The sequence below is a fragment of the Amycolatopsis thermoflava N1165 genome, from assembly GCF_000473265.1.
GTDB classification, from domain to species: Bacteria; Actinomycetota; Actinomycetes; order Mycobacteriales; family Pseudonocardiaceae; genus Amycolatopsis_E; species Amycolatopsis_E thermoflava.
Window position 1 is genome coordinate 8,623,167 of record NZ_KI421511.1, and the last position, 18,332, is coordinate 8,641,498.

Annotated in this window: 17 protein-coding genes and 3 pseudogenes; 10 read left to right on the forward strand and 10 right to left on the reverse strand. The window is 72.5% G+C overall.

Annotated features, from left to right (window positions below; all coding sequences use genetic code 11):
• Nucleotides 1-97: 97 nt before the first annotated feature.
• Complete coding sequence (gene dinB, locus AMYTH_RS0142895; protein WP_084022892.1) at nucleotides 98-1,288, reverse strand: DNA polymerase IV; 1,191 nt, start codon at nucleotides 1,286-1,288, stop codon at nucleotides 98-100.
• Nucleotides 1,289-1,346: 58 nt separating this feature from the next.
• Here dinB and AMYTH_RS0142900 point away from each other — a divergent pair, with 58 nt between their 5' ends.
• From AMYTH_RS0142900 to AMYTH_RS50055, 6 genes and pseudogenes are all read left to right on the forward strand, one after another.
• Nucleotides 1,347-1,919 carry a DinB family protein gene (locus tag AMYTH_RS0142900; protein ID WP_027935421.1) on the forward strand — a complete coding sequence of 191 codons (573 nt, stop codon included), beginning with the start codon at nucleotides 1,347-1,349 and terminating at the stop codon, nucleotides 1,917-1,919.
• Between the two features lie 29 nt (nucleotides 1,920-1,948).
• Nucleotides 1,949-2,215: pseudogene (locus tag AMYTH_RS46795) on the forward strand (MerR family transcriptional regulator); the annotation flags it as partial.
• A 129-nt stretch (nucleotides 2,216-2,344) separates the two neighbouring features.
• Nucleotides 2,345-2,686: a thioredoxin gene (gene trxA / locus AMYTH_RS0142910; RefSeq protein WP_027935481.1), complete on the forward strand. Its 342-nt coding sequence runs from the start codon at nucleotides 2,345-2,347 to the stop codon at nucleotides 2,684-2,686.
• 49 nt (nucleotides 2,687-2,735) lie between these two features.
• Nucleotides 2,736-3,098, forward strand: a pseudogene (locus tag AMYTH_RS48515) (DUF2243 domain-containing protein); the annotation flags it as partial.
• A 115-nt stretch (nucleotides 3,099-3,213) separates the two neighbouring features.
• A pseudogene (locus tag AMYTH_RS51030) lies at nucleotides 3,214-3,309 on the forward strand (hypothetical protein); the annotation flags it as partial.
• 49 nt (nucleotides 3,310-3,358) lie between these two features.
• On the forward strand, nucleotides 3,359-3,655 hold the full coding sequence (locus AMYTH_RS50055) for a cytochrome c oxidase assembly protein (RefSeq protein WP_027935422.1): 297 nt from the start codon (nucleotides 3,359-3,361) through the stop codon (nucleotides 3,653-3,655).
• Here AMYTH_RS50055 and AMYTH_RS0142925 read toward each other — a convergent pair.
• Both AMYTH_RS0142925 and AMYTH_RS0142930 read right to left on the reverse strand, forming a co-directional pair.
• Nucleotides 3,550-3,984 carry a limonene-1,2-epoxide hydrolase family protein gene (locus AMYTH_RS0142925; RefSeq protein WP_027935423.1) on the reverse strand — a complete coding sequence of 145 codons (435 nt, stop codon included), beginning with the start codon at nucleotides 3,982-3,984 and terminating at the stop codon, nucleotides 3,550-3,552. The genes AMYTH_RS50055 and AMYTH_RS0142925 overlap by 106 nt on opposite strands.
• 16 nt (nucleotides 3,985-4,000) lie before the next feature.
• Complete coding sequence (locus AMYTH_RS0142930) at nucleotides 4,001-4,936, reverse strand: TauD/TfdA dioxygenase family protein (RefSeq protein ID WP_027935424.1); 936 nt, start codon at nucleotides 4,934-4,936, stop codon at nucleotides 4,001-4,003.
• Between the two features lie 144 nt (nucleotides 4,937-5,080).
• Here AMYTH_RS0142930 and AMYTH_RS0142935 point away from each other — a divergent pair, with 144 nt between their 5' ends.
• Together AMYTH_RS0142935 and AMYTH_RS0142940 are read left to right on the forward strand one after the other, a co-directional pair.
• Nucleotides 5,081-6,739 (forward strand): NAD(P)/FAD-dependent oxidoreductase, encoded by a 1,659-nt coding sequence (locus tag AMYTH_RS0142935; protein WP_027935425.1) that lies wholly within the window; start codon nucleotides 5,081-5,083, stop codon nucleotides 6,737-6,739.
• Nucleotides 6,736-8,160 carry an ATP-binding protein gene (locus tag AMYTH_RS0142940; RefSeq protein ID WP_027935426.1) on the forward strand — a complete coding sequence of 475 codons (1,425 nt, stop codon included), beginning with the start codon at nucleotides 6,736-6,738 and terminating at the stop codon, nucleotides 8,158-8,160. Before AMYTH_RS0142935 ends, AMYTH_RS0142940 begins: the two co-directional genes overlap by 4 nt.
• Nucleotides 8,161-8,535: 375 nt before the next feature.
• Here the strand turns inward: AMYTH_RS0142940 and AMYTH_RS0142950 are convergent, their stop codons facing one another.
• From AMYTH_RS0142950 to AMYTH_RS0142965, 4 genes are all read right to left on the reverse strand, one after another.
• Entirely contained in the window at nucleotides 8,536-8,973 is a 438-nt protein-coding gene (locus AMYTH_RS0142950) for an ATP-binding protein (protein WP_027935427.1), read from the reverse strand.
• Between the two features lie 84 nt (nucleotides 8,974-9,057).
• Nucleotides 9,058-11,211 (reverse strand): ATP-binding SpoIIE family protein phosphatase, encoded by a 2,154-nt coding sequence (locus AMYTH_RS0142955; protein WP_027935428.1) that lies wholly within the window; start codon nucleotides 11,209-11,211, stop codon nucleotides 9,058-9,060.
• An 83-nt stretch (nucleotides 11,212-11,294) separates the two neighbouring features.
• Nucleotides 11,295-12,329, reverse strand: coding sequence for an LCP family protein (locus AMYTH_RS46800; RefSeq protein ID WP_051362996.1), 1,035 nt, complete (start codon nucleotides 12,327-12,329; stop codon nucleotides 11,295-11,297).
• Entirely contained in the window at nucleotides 12,326-12,847 is a 522-nt protein-coding gene (locus AMYTH_RS0142965; protein WP_027935429.1) for a SigE family RNA polymerase sigma factor, read from the reverse strand. Before AMYTH_RS0142965 ends, AMYTH_RS46800 begins: the two co-directional genes overlap by 4 nt.
• Nucleotides 12,848-12,950: 103 nt before the next feature.
• On the opposite strand from AMYTH_RS0142965, the gene AMYTH_RS0142970 reads away from it, so the two are divergent.
• A complete protein-coding gene (locus AMYTH_RS0142970) occupies nucleotides 12,951-13,712 on the forward strand; it encodes a phosphodiesterase (RefSeq protein ID WP_027935430.1) in 762 nt (253 codons plus the stop codon).
• A gap of 178 nt (nucleotides 13,713-13,890) precedes the next feature.
• Here AMYTH_RS0142970 and AMYTH_RS0142975 read toward each other — a convergent pair whose 3' ends face one another.
• Genes AMYTH_RS0142975 through AMYTH_RS0142985 form a run of 3 tightly spaced genes read right to left on the reverse strand, consistent with a single transcriptional unit; the run spans nucleotide 13,891 to nucleotide 16,992 of the window.
• On the reverse strand, nucleotides 13,891-15,060 hold the full coding sequence (locus AMYTH_RS0142975; protein ID WP_027935431.1) for an acyl-CoA dehydrogenase family protein: 1,170 nt from the start codon (nucleotides 15,058-15,060) through the stop codon (nucleotides 13,891-13,893).
• A 26-nt stretch (nucleotides 15,061-15,086) separates the two neighbouring features.
• On the reverse strand, nucleotides 15,087-16,037 hold the full coding sequence (locus AMYTH_RS0142980; protein WP_228685224.1) for an alpha/beta fold hydrolase: 951 nt from the start codon (nucleotides 16,035-16,037) through the stop codon (nucleotides 15,087-15,089).
• A 1-nt stretch (nucleotide 16,038) separates the two neighbouring features.
• Complete coding sequence (locus tag AMYTH_RS0142985) at nucleotides 16,039-16,992, reverse strand: VOC family protein (RefSeq protein ID WP_027935433.1); 954 nt, start codon at nucleotides 16,990-16,992, stop codon at nucleotides 16,039-16,041.
• A gap of 117 nt (nucleotides 16,993-17,109) precedes the next feature.
• Here AMYTH_RS0142985 and AMYTH_RS0142990 point away from each other — a divergent pair, with 117 nt between their 5' ends.
• The gene (locus AMYTH_RS0142990; protein WP_027935434.1) at nucleotides 17,110-18,066 is read left to right on the forward strand and encodes an AraC-like ligand-binding domain-containing protein; all 957 of its coding nucleotides are present in this window, start codon (nucleotides 17,110-17,112) and stop codon (nucleotides 18,064-18,066) included.
• The last annotated feature ends 266 nt before the right edge of the window (nucleotides 18,067-18,332 follow it).

The window sequence follows — 18,332 nt, forward strand, 5'->3', positions numbered from 1 at the left end:
CGCGCAAGGCTCCAAACGGTCGCACCTGCCGCAACTCCTAGCCATGCGCCTCCGCTCCACCACCGACACCCGGGTACGTGTCGTGATCGGACGGTCACTAGTCGGGCAGCAGGGGCACCGTCGGGCCGTCGTCGCGGCCGAGGAGCATCGCCCGGGTGACCGCTTTCGACCCATAGCGGTCGCGGACCTGGTCGAGCGCGGCGTCGAGCGCGTCGGGCTGGTGTTCGCCGAAGGGCAGCTCCAGTTGCAGCGGCGTGTCGTTGTCCAGGTTGGACAGTGCGAGGCCGATCAGCGTGATCCCCCGCTCGCGGATCATCGGCATCGCGGCGGCCAGCAGGCCCCGCGCGGTGGCCAGGACGTCCTCGGTGTGCGCCGTCGGGTGCGGCACCGTCTGCGACCGCGTCGCGCGGGTGTAGTCGGCGAACCGCATCCGCAGCACCACCGTCCGGCACACCCGGTGCGCGGCCCGCAGCCGCCGCGCCAGCCGGTCGGTCAGCGCGGCCAGGATCTCGTCCAGCTCGTCCGGCGACCGTGCCCGCCGCCCCAACGCCCGCTGCGCCCCGATCGACCGCCGCCGCCGTCCGACGACCACCGGGCGCGGATCCCGGTTGTGCGCCAGCGCGAACAGGTGCCGCCCGCCGGCCCGCCCCAGCAGCGCCACCAGTTCCGCCTCGCCCCGCTCGGCGACCTGCCCCACCGTCCGGATGCCGCGCGCGTGCAGCTTCTCCGCCGTCACCTTCCCCACGCCCCACAGCCGCTCGACCGGCAGCGGGTGCAGGAACTCCAGCTCGCGGTCGTGCGGCACCACCAGCAGCCCGTCCGGCTTCGCCACCCCGCTGGCCACCTTCGCGAGGAACTTCGTGCGCGCCACCCCGACCGTGATCGGCAGCCCGACCCGCTCCGCCACCGCCCGGCGCAGATCGGCCGCGATCCGGCTGGGCGTGCCGGAAATCCGGGCCAGCCCGCCGACGTCGAGGAACGCCTCGTCGATCGAGAGCCCTTCCACCAGCGGCGTGGTGTCCTCGAACACCGCGAACACCGCCTTGCTCGCCGCGCTGTAGGCCGCCATCCGCGGCGGCACCACCACCGCCGCCGGGCACAGCCGCAGCGCCTGCGCGCACCCCATCGCCGTGCGCACCCCGCGCGCCTTGGCCTCGTAGCTCGCCGCGAGCACCACCCCGCCGCCGACGATCACCGGCCGCCCGCGCAGCGACGGGTCGTCACGCTGCTCGACCGACGCGTAGAACGCGTCCAGGTCGGCGTGCAGGATCGGGCCCTCGTTCGTCACGAACACATGTTCGCACCCGCCACCGACATTTTCCGGTCCGCGGTGGAAGGCTGTCCGCATGACCGAGACCGACCCGAAGGACGATCTGCACCGGTACCTCCAGCAGGCGCGCGAGGTGATGCTCTGGAAGCTCGACGGCCTCTCCGAGTACGACCTGCGCCGCCCCATGACGCCGACCGGCACCAACCTGCTCGGGCTGGTCAAGCACCTGATCGGCTGCGAGCTCGGGTACTTCGGCGCCACCTTCGGACGCCCGTTCGGCCGCGAACTGCCCTGGCTCGCCGACGACGAGCCCAACGCCGACATGTGGGCGCGCGCGGACGAGTCCACCGCGGAGATCGTCGCGCTCTACCGCCAGGCCTGGGCGCACGCCGACGCCACCATCGGCGCGCTCGCGCTGGACGCCGTCGGGCACATCCCGGGCCGGGAACCCGTCACGCTGCACCGGGTCCTCGTGCACATGATCGCCGAGACCTCCCGCCACGCCGGGCACGCGGACATCATCCGCGAACTCGTCGACGGCGCCGCCGGGATGCGCCGCGACACCGGCAACCTGCCGGACGCCGACGCGCAGTGGTGGGCGGACTACCGGGAGCGCCTGGAGCGGGTCGCGCGCGAATCCTTGCCTTGACGTCAGCGGCAACCTTTACGCTCGATCACATGCGAATCGGGGAGCTGGCGCAGCGGGCCGGGACCACCACGCGCGCGCTGCGGTTCTACGAGTCACAGGGGCTGCTGTCCGCGCGGCGCGCGGCCAACGGCTACCGCGAGTACGGCGAGGACGACTTCCGGCTCGTCCGCGAGATCCAGACGCTCCAGGCGGTCGGGTTCAGCCTCGACGACACCCGGCCGTTCGTGGAGTGCCTGCGGGCGGGCCACGAGACCGGGGACTCGTGCGCCGACTCGATCGAGGTGTACGAGCGCAAGCTCGCCGAGGTCGAGGCCTGCCTGGACCGGTTGCAGGCCGTGCGCGACGACCTGCGCGCCAAGCTCACCGAAGCGCTCGACCGAGAGCCCGGGCCCGTGCCGGGTCACCACGTCCTTCGAGGAGTCCCGATGACCACCACCACCGGCGCCGTGCTCGCCGTGACCGACGAGACCTTCGAGGCGGAGGTGCTGCGCCACGACGGGCCCGTGCTGGTCGATTTCTGGGCGCAGTGGTGCCCGCCGTGCCACATGATCGCGCCGGTGCTCGCCGAGATCGCCGCCGAGCGTGCCGGCGACCTGACCATCCGCAAGATCAACTCCGACGAGAACCCCCGCACCGCGCGTGACCTGCAGGTGATGTCGCTGCCGACGCTGGTGCTGTTCCGCGACGGCGAGCGGGTGGCGCAGTGGGTGGGCGCGCGGCCGAAGGCCCGGTTGCTCGCCGAACTCGACGCGGCACTGAACGCATAACCCGCGCGCCCCAGGGTAGCCGCGGCCCGGAGGTGCGCCGGGCGCCGCGATCGGCGTCGGGATCGCGGCGTTCGCCGACGAGACGGTGTTCCACCAGTGGCTGAACTGGCACCACTTCCACGACAAGTCCACTTCGGACGCCGGGCTGGTGTCCGACGGGCTGTTCCACGCGTTCGGCTGGTTCGCCACCGTGCTCGGCCTGGTGCTGGTGGCCGGCCTGCGGCGGCGTGCGGCGCTGTCCGGCCGCGCGCTGATGGGCGGCATCCTCGCCGGGGCAGGCGCGTTCCAGCTCTACGACGGGACGATCCAGCACAAGCTGCTGACCCTGCACCAGATCCGCTACCACGTCGACCTCGTGCCCTGCGACTGGGCGTGGAACGTGATCGCGGTGGCGTTGCCGGCCGCGGGCGTGGCGCTGTTGGTGCGGGAGCGCGCGCCTGACCACACCACCGGCACCTGGCCGATCGCACTGGCGGTGGCCGTCGCGCTGGTGGGTTACCTGTGCGCGGCGCGCCGCCTCGTTCACGGTGGGCGCGCTCGCGGTCGTCGTGGCGCTGCCGTTCCCGGCGCACACGTTCAGCGCCCACCTGGCGCAACACCTCGTGGTCGGCATGGCCGGTCCGCTGCTGCTGGTGCTCGGCAGGCCGGTCACGCTCGCGTTGCGGGCCTGGCGTGGCCGCCGCGCGCCGGCACGGCCCGGCGTTGCGCGGGGCGACGCTCGTGCTGGCCGGCGCGGCGCACGGCATCCTCGCCAAGGCCCTGTACGCGGACGGCTTCCGCGCCGGGGCACAGGTCCTGTACTACGGCGGCGACGCCGTCGAAATCGCGCTCGCGCTGGTGGTCTGCCTGCAGTGGTACCGGCGTCAGTCCCGCAGGCGCGCGCGGGCGACCAGCGTCGACACCCCGGTCACGGCGGCCCTCCCGGCGCCGCGCACGCTCGAGGCGAGCACGGTCGCCCAGTCGAAGTAGTCCCGCCACAACACGATCCGGCCGTCGCGCACCTCGAACGTGCCGCACACCCAGAACCGCGTGTCCCAGGACCCGACGCGCAGCACGTCGGTCCGCTCGGTCAGCACGATCGGGCCGTCCGCGGCGATGTGGTGCACGCGCGCCTCGAAGCCGATGTGGTAGCGGCTGAGCAGGCGCAGCTGCTTCTCCACGGCCGCGATGCCGCGCGCCGGGGGCAGCGGGACGTTCTGGTACACCACCTCCGGGGCGGCGAAGCTCAGCGCGCCTTCCACGTCGTCGCGTTCGAGGGCCGTCAGGAACGAGGTGACCGTGCTCTTCGGGTCCGCCATGGCCCCAGGCTAACGGTCAGAACGGACGATCACCGGCGATCGCGACGCGCTCCGCGATCCGCGCGTGCGGGTGGTAGTCGTTGACGGCGTAGTGCTGCGTCGCGCGGTTGTCCCAGAACGCGACCGTGTCCGGGCGCCAGGAGAACCGCACCTGGTACTCGGGCACGTGCGCCTGCGCGAACAGCAACCGCAGCAGGCGATCGCTCTCCGCGCGGTCCATGCCGACGATGTGCGTGGTGAAGGCCTGGTTGACGAACAGCGTCTTCCGCCCGGTCTCCGGGTGCACGCGTACGACCGGATGCTCGACCGGCGGGAAGCGGTCCTGCCAGCGCGCCAGCAGGTCGTGGTCGGCGAAGCGGGCGAAGCCGGGCACGAAGTCGTGCACCGCGCGCAGGCCGTCGATCCGTTCGCGGACGCCGGCGGGCAGGTTGTCGTAGGCCGCGGCCATGTCGGCCCACAGCGTGTCCCCGCCCAGCGGCGGCACCTCGACCAGGCGCAGGACCGACCCGAGCGCCGGCTCCGGGCGCCAGGTGGTGTCGGCGTGCCAGATGTTCTCGAAACCCGGCATCCCCGCGCCGCGCGCGAAACGGGTGACCTCGCCGGAGTCGCCGGCGGGCAGGAACGGGTTGGTCTCCAGCGGGCCCCAGTTGCGCGCGAACGCCCGCTGCTGCTCCGGGGTGATGCGCTGGTCGCGGAAGAACAGCACCTTCCACTCCAGCAGCGCGCGGTTCAGCTCGTCGCGCAGCCGCGGGGTGAGGGGCCTGCTGAGGTCCACGCCGGTGATCTCGGCGCCGATCAGGCGTCCCAGCGGGCGCGAGGTGAACATCTCGTACTCGCGCGACTGTGCATCTTCGTGAAGTCGCGAGAGGTGCCGCGGACCCTCCAGGATGCCGTCCGCGGGGACCTCGGCGGAGCGCAGGGCGCGGACGCGTTCGGGCAGCTCGACGGACATTTTCGCGGACCTCCCGCAGCGATCGTGGACGGGCTCCGATGATCACCGCGGAGGGCCGCGAGCGGCAAGGTGGGTCCAGTATGTGGTCTCCTCGTGCGGGAAAGTTCTGATCCTGGAACGCTGCCAGGCCGTAGTGTTTGCGGCGTGAGCCTGCCCATCCTCATGACCGTCGACGACGACCCGGCCGTGTCCCGGTCGGTCGCCCGTGACCTCCGCCGTCGTTACGGCCAGGACTACCGCGTCGTGCGCGCCGCCTCCGGGGCGGACGCGCTCGAAGCCCTGCGCGAGATCAAGCTGCGCGGGGACGCCGTCGCGGCCATCCTCGCCGACTACCGCATGCCGCAGATGGACGGCATCACCTTCCTGGAGCAGGCGATGGACCTGTTCCCGTACGCGCGGCGCGCCCTGCTGACCGCCTACGCCGACACCGACGCGGCGATCCAGGCGATCAACGTCGTCGACGTCGACCACTACCTCCTCAAGCCGTGGGACCCGCCGGAGGAGAAGCTGTACCCGGTGGTCGACGCGCTGGTGGACGCGTGGCGCGCGGCCGGCGACCGGCCGGTCGAGGAGACGAAGGTGATCGGGCACCGCTGGTCCTCGCCGTCCTACAAGGTGCGCGACTTCCTGGCCCGCAACTCCGTGCCCTACCGCTGGTACTCCGTCGAGGAGCCGGAGGCCTGCCGCCTGCTCGAAGCGGCGGACTGCGCCGCCGACGACATCCCGGTGCTGATCACCCCGGACGGGACCGTGCTGCGCAAACCGGACGGCGAGCAGATCGCCGACGCCGTCGGGTTGTCGACGCGGCCCGCCTCGGAGTTCTACGACCTGGTGGTGATCGGCGGCGGCCCGGCCGGGCTCGGCGCGGCCGTCTACGGCGCCTCCGAAGGGCTGCGCACGGTCCTGGTCGAGCGCCGGGCGACCGGCGGGCAGGCCGGGCAGAGCTCCCGGATCGAGAACTACCTCGGCTTCCCGGACGGGGTTTCCGGGGCGCAGCTGACCGACCGGGCCCGCAGGCAGGCGCAGAAGTTCGGCGCGGAGGTGCTGACCGCGCGGGACGTGACCGGCCTGGAGGCCCGCGGTTCGGCGCGGGTGGTGCGGTTCGGGGACGGCAGCGAGATCGCGGCACACGCCGTCGTGCTCGCCACCGGCGTGTCCTACCGGGCGCTGGAGGCCGAGGGCGTGGCCGAGCTGACCGGCCGCGGCGTGTTCTACGGCTCGGCCGCCACCGAGGCACCCGAGTGCGAGGGCGAGCACGTCTACATCGTCGGCGGCGCCAACTCCGCCGGGCAGGCCGCCGTGTTCTTCTCCCGCTACGCCAAGGAGGTCTCGATCCTGGTGCGGGGGCCGTCGCTGCAGGCGTCCATGTCGCACTACCTCATCGAGCAGATCGAGGCGATCGGCAACATCCACGTCCGCACCCGCACCACCGTGGTGCGCGCGCACGGCACCGACCACCTCGAAGAGCTGACCCTGTGCGACGAGGAGCAGGGCATCACCGAGACGGTGCCGACCGGGCACCTGTTCGTGTTCATCGGCGCGGCGCCGCGCACCGAGTGGCTGGGTGACGACGTGCTGCGCGACGACCACGGTTTCGTGTGCACGGGCCCGGACCTGATGGTCGACGGCAAGCGACCGCCGGGGTGGACGCTCGACCGGGACCCGCACCACCTGGAGTCGTCCATCCCGGGTGTGTTCGTGGCCGGCGACGTCCGCTCGCAGTCGGTCAAGCGCGTCGCCTCTGCCGTCGGCGAGGGCGCGATGGCCGTCTCGCTCGTGCACCGCTACCTGGAGGCACGATGAGCGAGACGCAGCTGACCCGCGAGTTCCTGCGGGAGTTGTTCCTGTTCACCGATCTGTCGGACGCCCAGCTCGACTGGATCCTCGACCACGCCAAGCTCGAGCAGTACGCCGCGGACACCGCGATCATCAGCGAGGGCGACCCGGCGACGTGCTTCTACGTGCTGCTGTCCGGCGCGCTCCGGATGACGCGGCTGGTCGGCGGCAGCGAGGTGGAGACCGTCCGCTCCGACCAGCGCGGCGCCTACTGCGGGGCGACGCAGTTCTTCTACGGGCAACAGCAGCAGCGCTACGGCGCCTCGGTGTACGCGGTCACCGACCTGATGTTCCTGACGTTGCCCGCGAAGGAGTTCGCCGACCAGTTCCGCAGCTGGTTCCCGATGGCCACGCACCTGCTGGAGGGTTCGTACCTGGGCTGGCGCAACACCGACGCGCTGATCGGGCAGCGGCGGCGGCTGCTCGCACTCGGCGAGATGTCGGCGGGGCTGACCCACGAGCTGAACAACCCGGCGGCCGCGGCGGTCCGCGCCACCGCGGCGCTGCGTGAACGGGTCGCCGGGATGCGGCACAAGCTGGCGATACTGGCGAAGCGGGACATCGAGCCCGATCTGCTGGAGCTGCTGCTCGACGTGCAGGAACGGCTGGTCAAGCAGGTGGCCGACGCGCCACCGCTGACCGCGATGCAGCAGGCCGACCGCGAGGACGAGATCGGCGACTGGCTCGAAGAGCGCGACATCGAGCAGGGCTGGGACCTGGCCCCGATCTTCGTCGCGGCCGGGCTGTCCGCCGAGAGTCTCGACCACGTCCTGGAGTCCGTCGGCGACGGCCTGCTGGACGGCGCCCTGCGGTGGCTGGCGTACGCGCTGGAGACCGAGATGCTGATGGGGGAGATCGAGGACTCGACGACTCGCATTTCGGCGCTGGTCGGCGCGGCGAAGCAGTACTCGCAGATGGACCGCGCGCCGCACCAGTGGATCGACGTGCACGACGGGCTGGATTCGACGCTGGTGATGCTGGCGGGCAAGATCGGCACCGGGGTCAAGGTCGTCAAGGAGTACGACCGGTCGCTGCCGACGGTGCCGGCTTACGCGGGCGAGCTGAACCAGGTGTGGACGAACATCATCGACAACGCGGTCAGCGCCATGGACGGCACGGGCACGCTGACGCTGCGCACCAGCCGCGACGGCGACCGGGTGGTGGTCGAGATCGGCGACACCGGCCCTGGCATCTCGGCGGAGACCAAGCAGCGGATCTTCGAACCGTTCTTCACGACGAAGCCGGTGGGGGAGGGCACGGGCCTCGGGCTGGACATCTCGTGGCGCATCGTGGTGGACCGCCACCGAGGCGACCTGCGAGTCGAGTCCGAACCGGGCGACACCCGTTTCCGCGTCTACCTCCCGACGACGGAACAAGCCTCCGAGTGACGGCGAGCCGCTCCGCCCCGCCGGCGGAGCGGCACCCCGTCCGGGGGGACAGGTCGGCCCATGGGCCGTCACATCTAAACGAGAGGGCGCCGCGCGGGCGGCACCACTGACGCGCCCGCCCTACTTCGATCGCGCAAGCGAACCGGGTGGGTCAGCGCAAGTGCCCCGTCGTGGCTCTCGGGCCCAATCGGCCCATGTGTCCGGTGCCGCTTCCACGTCGTGGCTCTGGGGCCCGATCGGCTCGTGTGTGCGGTGCCGCTTCCACGTCGTGGCTCTGGGGCCCGATCGGCTCGTGTGTGCGGTGCCGCTTCGACGTCGTGGCTCTGGGGCCCGATCGGCTCGTGTGTCCGGTGCCGCTTCCACCGGCAGTCGCGGCTACTGGGCCTGCGCGACGTCCATCCGCAGCCGTGTCGGCGTGGCCGGCACCGGCCAGCGCATCCGCACCGTCGTGCCCTCCGGGCCCGGCGCGATCTCCGCCCGGTCGGACAGCGCCTGGATCAGCGGCAGCCCCCGGCCGTGCAGGGGGCCGGGATCCGCGGCGGGCGGCTGCCACCGCCCCTGGTCGCTCACCGTGACGTCCACCGCGTTGCCGCGCAGCTCCGCGGACAGCTCCAGCGGGCCCTCGGCCTGGGCGGGGTACGCGTGGGTCACCACGTTGATCATGGCCTCGTACGCCGCGAGCGCCATTGCGTCGGTGGTGGCGTCGGGCAGCTCCACGGCGTTCGCCCACTGGGTGAGGACGTGCCTCAAAGTCGTCGCGTTGCGCGAGCGCGCCGTCACCAGTCGGTGGAGGCGTTGGTCTCCGGCGTGCATCGAAGTCCCCTCGGCGTGTTCCTCGTCGGCCGGGGGTTACCCCCCGTGCACGGTTTACACACCTGTTGTTCCCCGGATCCGGGGTCACCTCGTCGTGAGCTCCGCCCACACGACCTTGCCGTTGGGCGTGGTGCGCGTGCCCCACCTCGCCGCGGCCGCGTCGATCATCCGCAGCCCGTCGTGTTCGATTCCGCCGGTCGCGAGGATGTGCGGCAGCGCCCCCGTGCGGTCGGCGACGTCCACCGTCAGCCGCGTGCCGTCGTGGAACAGGCGCAGCGTCAGCGGCGCCGAAGCGTGCCGCATCGCGTTCGTCACCAGCTCGGTGGCGACCTTCACCGCGCGGTCGGCCACCTCCGCCAGCCCCCACCGCGCCATCCGCCCGGCCACGAACTTGTGCACGGCGTCCAGCGGCACCTCCGGGACCAGCGCCATCGACGCGACCCGCCGGTCCGCGCCCCGGTGCTCGACGTACAGCAGGGCGACGTCGTCGTCGTGCCTGCCGCCGGTCAGCCGCCCGATCAGCTCGTCGCACGCCGCGCCAAGGTCACCGTCACGAGGCAGCGACGTGAGCTCCGCCAGCAGCGCGTCGATGCCCACACCGAGCTCCCGCTCCCGGCTCTCCACCAGCCCGTCGGTGTACAGCACGAGCCGCATCCCGGGCGGGAACGGCGTCTGCTCCTGCGGGTACTGCTCCCCGACGCCCAGCGGCATGCCCAGGGCCTCCGCGATCTGCCGGGTCGACCCGTCGGCCGCGATCAGCACCGCGGGCAGGTGACCGGCGTTGGCGTAGGTGAGGGAGTCGTCGATCGGGTCGTGCACCGCGTACAGGCACGTGATGAACTTGGCGCCGGGCGTGGTCCGCGCCAGCTGGGACACGTTGTGCAGCACGTCGGACGGTGGCAGGTCCAGCAGCGCGTACGACCGGATCGCGGTGCGCATCTGACCCATCACCGCCGCCGCGGGCACGCCGCGCCCCACCACGTCGCCGATCACGAACGCCGTCCGCCCGCCGGGCAGCTCGATCACGTCGAACCAGTCCCCGCCGACCTCGGCCCCGGCCGACGCGGGCAGGTACCGCGACACGATCCGCAGGCCGGGGATCTCCGGCACCACGGGCAGCATGCTGCGCGCCAGCTCGGTCGCCATCGACCGGTGCCGCGCGAACATCCGCGCGTTGTCCAGCGCGATCGCGGTGTAGCTCGCGATCCCGGCCGCCACCTGCTCGTGCCGCGCGGTGAACCGCCCCGGCTCGGGGTGGGCGAAGAAGAACCCGCCCAGCACCTCTCGCGTGATCGGCGTGATCACCGGGACGGCCAGGTAGCTGCGCACCGGCAGGTGCCCCTCCGGCATGCCGTGGTGCGGCTCGTTGTGCCCGTAGCGCGGGTCCTTGGTGATGTCGTCGCTGCGGACGATCCCGCTGCCGTTGAACGTGGGCGCGAAAACCGCCGTGTTGCGCGGCATCGGGAACCCGTCGAAAGCCTCCTTGGGAACCCCGGACAGCGTGTAGAGCGTGTAGGACTCGCCGAACTCGTCGATCAGGTTGTAGAAGAACGCCCCGAACCCCGCGCCGGTGCCGCGCGTGGCCGCGTCCGTGGCGTCCTGGACGAGGGTGTCGATGTCGAGCTGCGCGGTCAGCCGCTGCCCGATCGCCTGCAGCGAGTCGCCGAGCTCGACCTTGGCGCCTGCCCGGCCCGCCGCGTCCTCCAGCGCCGCGCCCTCCACCCGTGAGGTGCGCTCCAGCAGCTCGGCGTAGTCCCGGAGCGCCTCCGCGCGGTCCTCGGCCGGACCGTGCGCCAGCAGCCCGGCGCGGACACTCACCGCGATCGAGCGGGCCGTCGCGGCCGGCAGCGCGGCCGACGAGGGCAGCACGATCCAGAACGCGCGGCCCCCGGCGAGCGGCCCGCCGAACGCCAGCGCGCCGGGCAACGGGATCACCGGAAAGCGTTCGCCCGCCGGCGCCGCGGCCGGCGCGCCACCGGTTCGCGGCTCCCCGGCCGCCGCGACGAGCACCGTGGAACCGCCTTCGTCCACTGTGTACAACTCGGCCGACATCGGCCGTCCCGCGACGGCGAACCCGTCCCGCAGCCGCCGGACGAGGGCCCGCGCTGCGGCGGTGAAATCGGGGGCGTTCTCGGCTTCGGCGCGCAGCACCGCGGCGACCCGGACGGTGTCCGACAGGCCGAAGGCCGCGGGGCTGGTGGGCCCCGCGGCCGCGTTCTCGGCTCGCGGTCCGGTCATCGGACGCGTCCCCTTCCCGTCGGCGGTTGCCAGCCTAACCCCGCGGGAGCGACCGTGACCCGGTTTGCGCGCGATTCCGGTGTTCAGTTCACGCAGGAATCCGGTGCTGACGTGCCCGAGTGCGGCAGGTCCGCCACGAACGTGCGGACTTCCCCGGGGGCGAGACCGATCACCGCGCCGTACGGCGTGTCGAGGTCCGAGCCCGTGATCGGCACGGTCCCGATCCGCAGGTCGGCCGGGCGGGTGTCCCGCACCAGCGCGGCGAAGGACAGCAGGTCCCAGCCGGGGTCGGTGCGCACGTTGCGCTGCACGGTGCTGATCAGCGCGGACACGAAGGCCGGGTCGGCGAGCCTGCCCCCGCCGATCACCTCGTTCGCGGCCGAGCGCAGGTACGCCTGGAGCCGGGCGATCCGGTCGAGATCGCCGTTGGGCAGCCCGGTGCGCTGCCGGAGGAAGGCCAGCGCCTTCGTCTCGTCCAGGACCTGCTCACCGGCGGGGAACGAGGCACCGGCCCGCGAGTCGTGCGTGGCCGCGCGCAGGCAGACGGGGACGCCCTGCAGGACGTGGGCGAGCTGGCCGAACGCCGCCATGCCGACCACGGCGTAGTGGTCCACGTGCGTCCCGGTGAGCTGCTGCACGGTGTCGACGAGCGTGCGGGCGCCCGCCTCGGCCGCGGCGTTCTCGTCGCGGCCCTGCTGCTGGGCGGCTTCCTTGCCGCGGCTGTACGCGCTGTTCAGCTTGCCCTGGCCGAAGCCGGGGATGTCGACCAGCGAGTCGCGGGGGATCGAGGCGAGCGCGGCGGTGCCGTCCCGTCCGAAGCGGCCGAGCACGACCGAGTCGGTGGTGTCGTGGTCGTCCAGACCGGCCAGCAGAACGGTCTGGTCGGTGGCCGGCGCCGTGCCCACGACGGGGGCGCTGCGCTGGAGCATCCGCGGCACCAGGACTGCCGCGACGGCCACCGCGACGACCGCCGCGGCCGCGACGACCAGGAGTGGCGTCCGGCTGCGGCGCGGCTGCGCCTGCCGCAGCCCGGCGAGCACCACCCGCGGGTCGGGGCGGCGGTCGGCCTCGGCGTGCAGCGCCGAGCGGATGAGCTGTTCGGTGGGGTCGGTGGTCATGACAGCGCCTCCGTGACGGGCAGGCCCCGGCGGCGGCCGCCCTCGGCGGCGCGCAGCGTGCTCAGGGCGCGGGAGATGTGGCTGCGGACGGTGCCCGCCGAGCAGCCGAGCGCCTCGGCGATCTCGGCGTCGGTGCAGTCCTCGTAGAACCGGAGCACGATCGCGGCGCGCTGTTTGCGGGGCAGCGCGGCGATGCGGGCGCGCATGGCGTCCCGTTCGGCGTAGTGCTCTGCGGGGTCCGCGGTGGGCGTCCCGATGGCGTCGAGCGTGCTGTGGGCGGCGGTGACGTTGCGCGAGGCCTTCCGGCGCCGCCACGACAGGAACTCGTTGGTGATCATCTTGCGCACGTAGCTCTCGGGCGCCTGCAGCCCGGCGATGCGGGCCCAGCGGTGCTGGGCGCGCAGCAGGGTCTCCTGCACGATGTCCTGCGCGAGGTGGGGGTCGCAGGTCAGGGCCGTGGCGTAGCGGAGGAGGCGGTCGAGGCGCTGCGCCACGAAATCGTCGAAGCGGTCCCGCACCGGTGTTCCTTTCGGTTTTCGGTTGACGGGCCTTCAACGCGCCGGGGCCCCCAGGTTGTTGAATCCGGCCGGGAGGAATTTTCGCAGCCGGTAGGGTCGGGCCATGACGGTCCTCGCGCACCTGTCCGATCTGCACCTCGACGGCGGTTCGCGGAACGCGGACCGGGCCGCGCGGGTGGTGGGCCACCTGCGCGAGCTGCCGCGGCCGGTGGACGCGGTGCTGGTGACCGGGGACCTGGCCGATCACGGCGAGCCGGCCGAGTACGCCGAGGTCGCGAAGCTGCTGGACACGTTGCCGTACCCGGTGTTCCACTGCCCCGGCAACCACGATTCGCGGGCCGCCTACCGTTCGGTCCTGCTCGGCGAGGAGCCGTCGGACGGGCCGGTCAACCAGGTCGGCGAGGCGGCCGGGGCGGTGTTCGCGCTGTGCGACACGAGCATCCCGGGAAGCGGCTCGGGGCGGATGGACGACTCGACGATCGCCTGGCTGGACGAGGTGCTGGCGGAGGCGGCGGGGCGGCCGGCGTTCGTGGCGTTCCACCACCCGCCGTCGGTGCTGCACCACCCGCTGCTGGACGAGATCCGGCAGCACGAAGCGGCCCGGCTGGCGGAGGTGGTGGCGCGGCACCCGGACGTGGTGGGGTTGTTCTGCGGGCACGCGCACACGCCCGCGGTGACGACTTTCGCCGGGCGGCCGCTGGTGGTGGCGCCCGGGGTGGTCTCGGCGCTGGCCCTGCCGTGGGAACCGGGCGGGGACGCCGGCTGGGCGGAGGGCGGACCGCTCGACTACGAGCGGCCGCCCGGGCTGGCCTTCCACGTGGTGGACGACCGTCGCCTGACCACGCACTTCCGGTTCTGCCCGTAGCGGCCACAGGCGCCCGAAGGTGATGCGGTCCCTGGTGCAGCGGGCATTCCGCGGGTGCCGAGGAAGGCGTGGGTGCCGCCCGGTGGGGCATGCCGCCGGAGTTTTTCGCCGGAGTGGGCGCCGTGCCGGCCCACGTCGCGGCCGGACAGCGCGCCGCGACGTGGCGCACCCTCTGGCGTCAGCCCTTCAGCTCCAGGAACTCCCAGTGCGCCTCCGGCGCCAGGCCGGCCATCCAGCGGCCGCAGTTCTGCAGCACGACCGGCCCCGACGTGATGTGCTGCGTCCCCGCGTGGAGGTCTCTGAAGAAGCGCTGCAGGTCGCCCCTTCGCAGCGCCGCCGTGGCCGCCCACTTGTACACCGCCTGGCCCGCCGCGTGCACCGACCACGTCGTGTTGTTCAGCATCAGCCGGGTCAGCGTCTCCTGCTCCGTGGTCAGCAGCGACCCACCGTCCAGGGTCGCCTCGTTGGCCTCCCACACCTCCATCGCCCACGCCCGCGCCGAGCGCACCGCGGCCTCTGCCTGCGCGTACTCCGCGTGGAACTGCCCGGTGTCGACCGACGCGCCCGGCGCCCCGGACTTCCGCGCGGCCAGCGCCCGCATCTCGTCGAGCATCCGGCGCCCCACCCCGAGCGCCCAGCCGGTGTGACACACGCCGGCCATGTTCGCCAGGCCCATCCGGTAGATCGCACCGCCGTGGCGCGCCGCCATCGTGGTGATCTCGTACACGTGCGTCGATGGCACGAACACGTCCTCGCACACGTAGTCGATGCTGCTGGTCGCCTTCAGGCCCATCACGTCCCAGTTGTCGACGAGCGTCGCCTGCTCCTTGGGGAACGTGAAGATCAGCGCCTGCCCGGTCTCCTCGCACAACGCCGCGGTGTGGATGTGGGTGGCCATCGAGATCCCGGACGCGAAGCTCCACTGCCCGTTGATCACGTACCCGCCGTCGACCCGCCGCGCGGCGCCCAGCCGCGTGCCCTGCCCCGCCATCAGCGCGTACCGGTTGCCGGCCACGTCCGGGAACAACTCCGCCGCCGCCTCGTCGCCGAGGTAGGCGGCCGTGGTGCCGGTGACCATCTGCAACGCCATGAACGACCACCCGGCGGAGGCGTCCGAGTAGGAGATCTTCGCGATCGTCTCGATGACCTGGCGCGGCGAGAACTCGTACCCGCCAAGGTCGCGCGGGATGCCGATCTTCAGCGCGCCCGTCTCGTGCAGCACCTGCGCGACCTCGTCGGTGAGCCGCCCCAGTTCCTCGCCCTTCTCGGCGTTCGCGGCGAGCACCGGCGCGGCCTCGTCCAGGCGCGCCATCAACCCGTCGAACTCGTCGCTGACGTGCAGGCTCATGCGTCCGTCCCCTCCAGTCCGCGGATTCAGTCGATGACCGGCCGCACCGTCTCGTCGGAATTGGCTTCGAAGATCAGTCCGTGCCCGTTGCCCTTGACGCCGTGGTCGGGCAGGTGCAGCCGCGCCGCGTCGGCGCCCGCGTCGCGCAGGAAGTCCACGACCTGCGGCGCGAAGTCCGCGAACGCCGACGCGCCACCGGTCACGACCACGACGGGTTTGCCCGCCAGCGCGGGGATCCGCATCCCCTCGCGCACCTCGGCCGGGTCGGAAACCGGCGGTTCGTAGGTGATCGGCGCCGAGGTCAGCCCCCAGTCCAGCGAGCCCATCCCGGGGATCTCGGCGAAGGCCGGGCCGACCGGTTCGACCGCCACGATCGCGACCACCGCATCGGGGCGCGCGTCCGCCGCGAGCCATCCGACCGGACCGCCCGCGGAGTGGGTCACCAGCACCGCGGGGCCGGTGCGGTCCAGCAACCGGCCCAGCCGGTCGGCGTCCATGCGCTGCGACTCGGCGAGATCGGCGGGCAGCGGGCCCATCGGGCACAGCAGCTGGTCGACCTCCGCCTCGCCGTAGGTCCACTGGACCTGCTCGCCGCGCCGCTCCTCGGGCAGGAACAACGCCCGCGCCGCCTCGTAGGGGAACGGCGGGCCCATCGGCGCCACGACGTCCGGGTGGTACGGCGAACGCCCGTGGCCGCAGCGGTCCACCACGTACACGGCGAACCCGGCCTCCACGAAGCGCGTCGCCCAGCCCGGCCGCCCGTCCGGGGTGCCGGTCCAGTCGGTGCCCTGCCCGCCGCCGCCGTGCACCAGCACCAGCGGGTAGGGCCGGGTCACCTGCGGCGGCGCCTCCCACTGCACGAACATCGGCGCCCGCTGCACGGTCACGCCGCCGGCTGCCACCCGCTCGCCCGGGATCCAGAACTGCCCGCGCCGCACGGTGATCTCGTGGCCGCCGGTCACATGTGGTGCGGCCATCTCAGATCTCGATCGGCTCGAGCCGGGCGAGGATCTCCTCGCGGCGGTGCTCGAACTGCTCGGGCAGCTGGAACCGCGTGCCGAGCTCCTTCGGCGACTCGTCGCACGTCCAGCCGCCTTCGGGGTGCGTCACGGCCAGCTCGAACAACGCGCCGCCGGGCGTGCGGACGTACACGCTCTTGAAGTACTTGCGGTCCTTCAGTTCGGAGATGTCGGTGTAGCCGCGGCCTTCGATGTCGAACTTGACCTCGTCCTGGTTGCGCAGGTTGCCGACGTTCCACGCGAAGTGGTGGTAGGTGCCGGCGCCGTAGCCCCAGGTGCCCTGGTCGTCGGTGCGGTTGACCGTCAGCTCGAGGTGGTTGCCGTACTTGGCGTTGCCGATCTGCAGCGCGGCGCGGTCGCCCTCCTCGGCCAGGCGGCCCTGGGAGAAGAACGATTCCTCGGCGAACTCGACCATCCGGTCCGGCGTCGCGACGTGGACGCCCACGCCGTGGATGCCGTGGATCGCGCACTCCGGCGGGACGCCGTAGCCGGCGTGCCCGACGCGGTCGTCACCGGTGTTGCCGACGAAGACGTACTCGATGCCGGACGGGTGCCGGAATGCCAGCCGCCGCTGCCCGAACACCTCGATGTTGCCGACCTCGACCTCGTGCTCGGTCAGGCGCCGGTGCCAGAAGTCCAGCGAATCGTGCGGCACCGACAGCAGCACCTCGCGCGCCTGGTTCGTGCCGCGTTTGCCGAAGAACCCGGCCTGCGCCCACGGGAACGTGGTGACCACGCTGCTGGGGTCGCCTGCGGCGTTGGAGTAGTAGAGGTGGTAGATCGGCAGCGAGCCGTCGAACAGCACGGTGCGCTTGATCAGGCGCATGCCCAGCACCTTGACGTGGAAGTCCACGTCCTCCTGTGCGCCCGCGACGGACAACGTGACGTGGTGGGAACCTTCGACGAACGCCATGAAACGCCTCCACACTGAGGTTTTCCGCGGTGGTGTCGCAACGGTAGATTCGGCGGACGGCGCCCGTCATGAACGACGAGCGCACACCGCTGTCGAATGCGCGCACAACCGGTGGGGATGACGATGACGTCACTCGCGGACGTGGTGGCCGTGGCGCCCCCGGCCTCCGGGCCGAAGGTCGAGTTCGGTTCGTGGACGCACCAGGTGGAGCGCAGCGTGCTGCGGTTCCACTTCGACTGCGAGCGCCCGCGCGCGTTCGCCGGCGTCGTCAGCAACCGCCCGCTCGCCGACGTCAACTTCGTCGACATGGAGAGCGGGCGCCACGCCGCCTACCGCGACGCGGCCACGATCTCGCCGGACGAGCAGGACTTCTACGTGATGACCCTGCAGCTGTCCGGGCAGCTGCGCCTGGCGCAGGACGGGCGGATCGCGGTCCTGAAGCCGGGGCACTTCGCCATCTACGACTCCGCGAAACCGGCCACGATCGTCTCCAGCGACGACTACCGCAGCACCTGCGTCCGGTTCCCCAAGCGGTACCTGCCCGCGCCGCCGCCCGGGATCACCGCGACCGCCTTCGAGTGCGAGCCAGGGCTGCCGTCGACGGTGTGGGGCATGCTGCTCAGCCTCAACCGGAACGTGGAGTCACTGGGCCCGCACGGCCCGCGCGCGGTGCGCACGGTGATGGACCTGGTGACCGTGATGCTGCACGGCACGCGCTTGCTGCCCGGACGGCGCGAGGTGCTGCTGGAGCAGGTGCGCGAGTGGATCGACGCGCACCTGGGCGATCCGGACCTGGACCCGAACGCGGTCGCCGCCGCGCACTACATCTCGCCCCGGCACCTGCACAACCTGTTCGCGGGCACCGGGTTCACGGTTTCGTCGTGGATCCGCGCCCGCCGCGTCGAGGGCTGCCGCCGCGACCTGGCGGACCCGCGACTGGCCGCGACGCCGGTCGCCGCGATCGCCGCGCGCTGGGGGTTCAAGGGCGCGTCCCACTTCGGCCAGGTCTTCAAGCGCGAGACGGGCCGCACCCCCGCGGAGTTCCGCGCGGAGTCGCTGGCGGACCTGCGGTAGCGCGGTAATGTCCTGGGCACCAGCCGTTCCGCGTGGTGCTGTGGCGGCCGCGCGGTGGCACCACGTTCCCGTGCAGTCCGCCCTCCGCGGACCAGTGCAGGAACTCCTCTTCCCACGGCCGGTTTTCCAGGTCGCGGCGCTCGGCGAGCTCGATCTGCGTGGCAGCGAACTCCCGTAGCCCGGCGAGGATTCGGCTGAGCTTTCCCACACCTGGAGCGTGCTCCAGCCGGCCCGGCGGCACGAGTGGCAGAACCGTACGTGTTCGC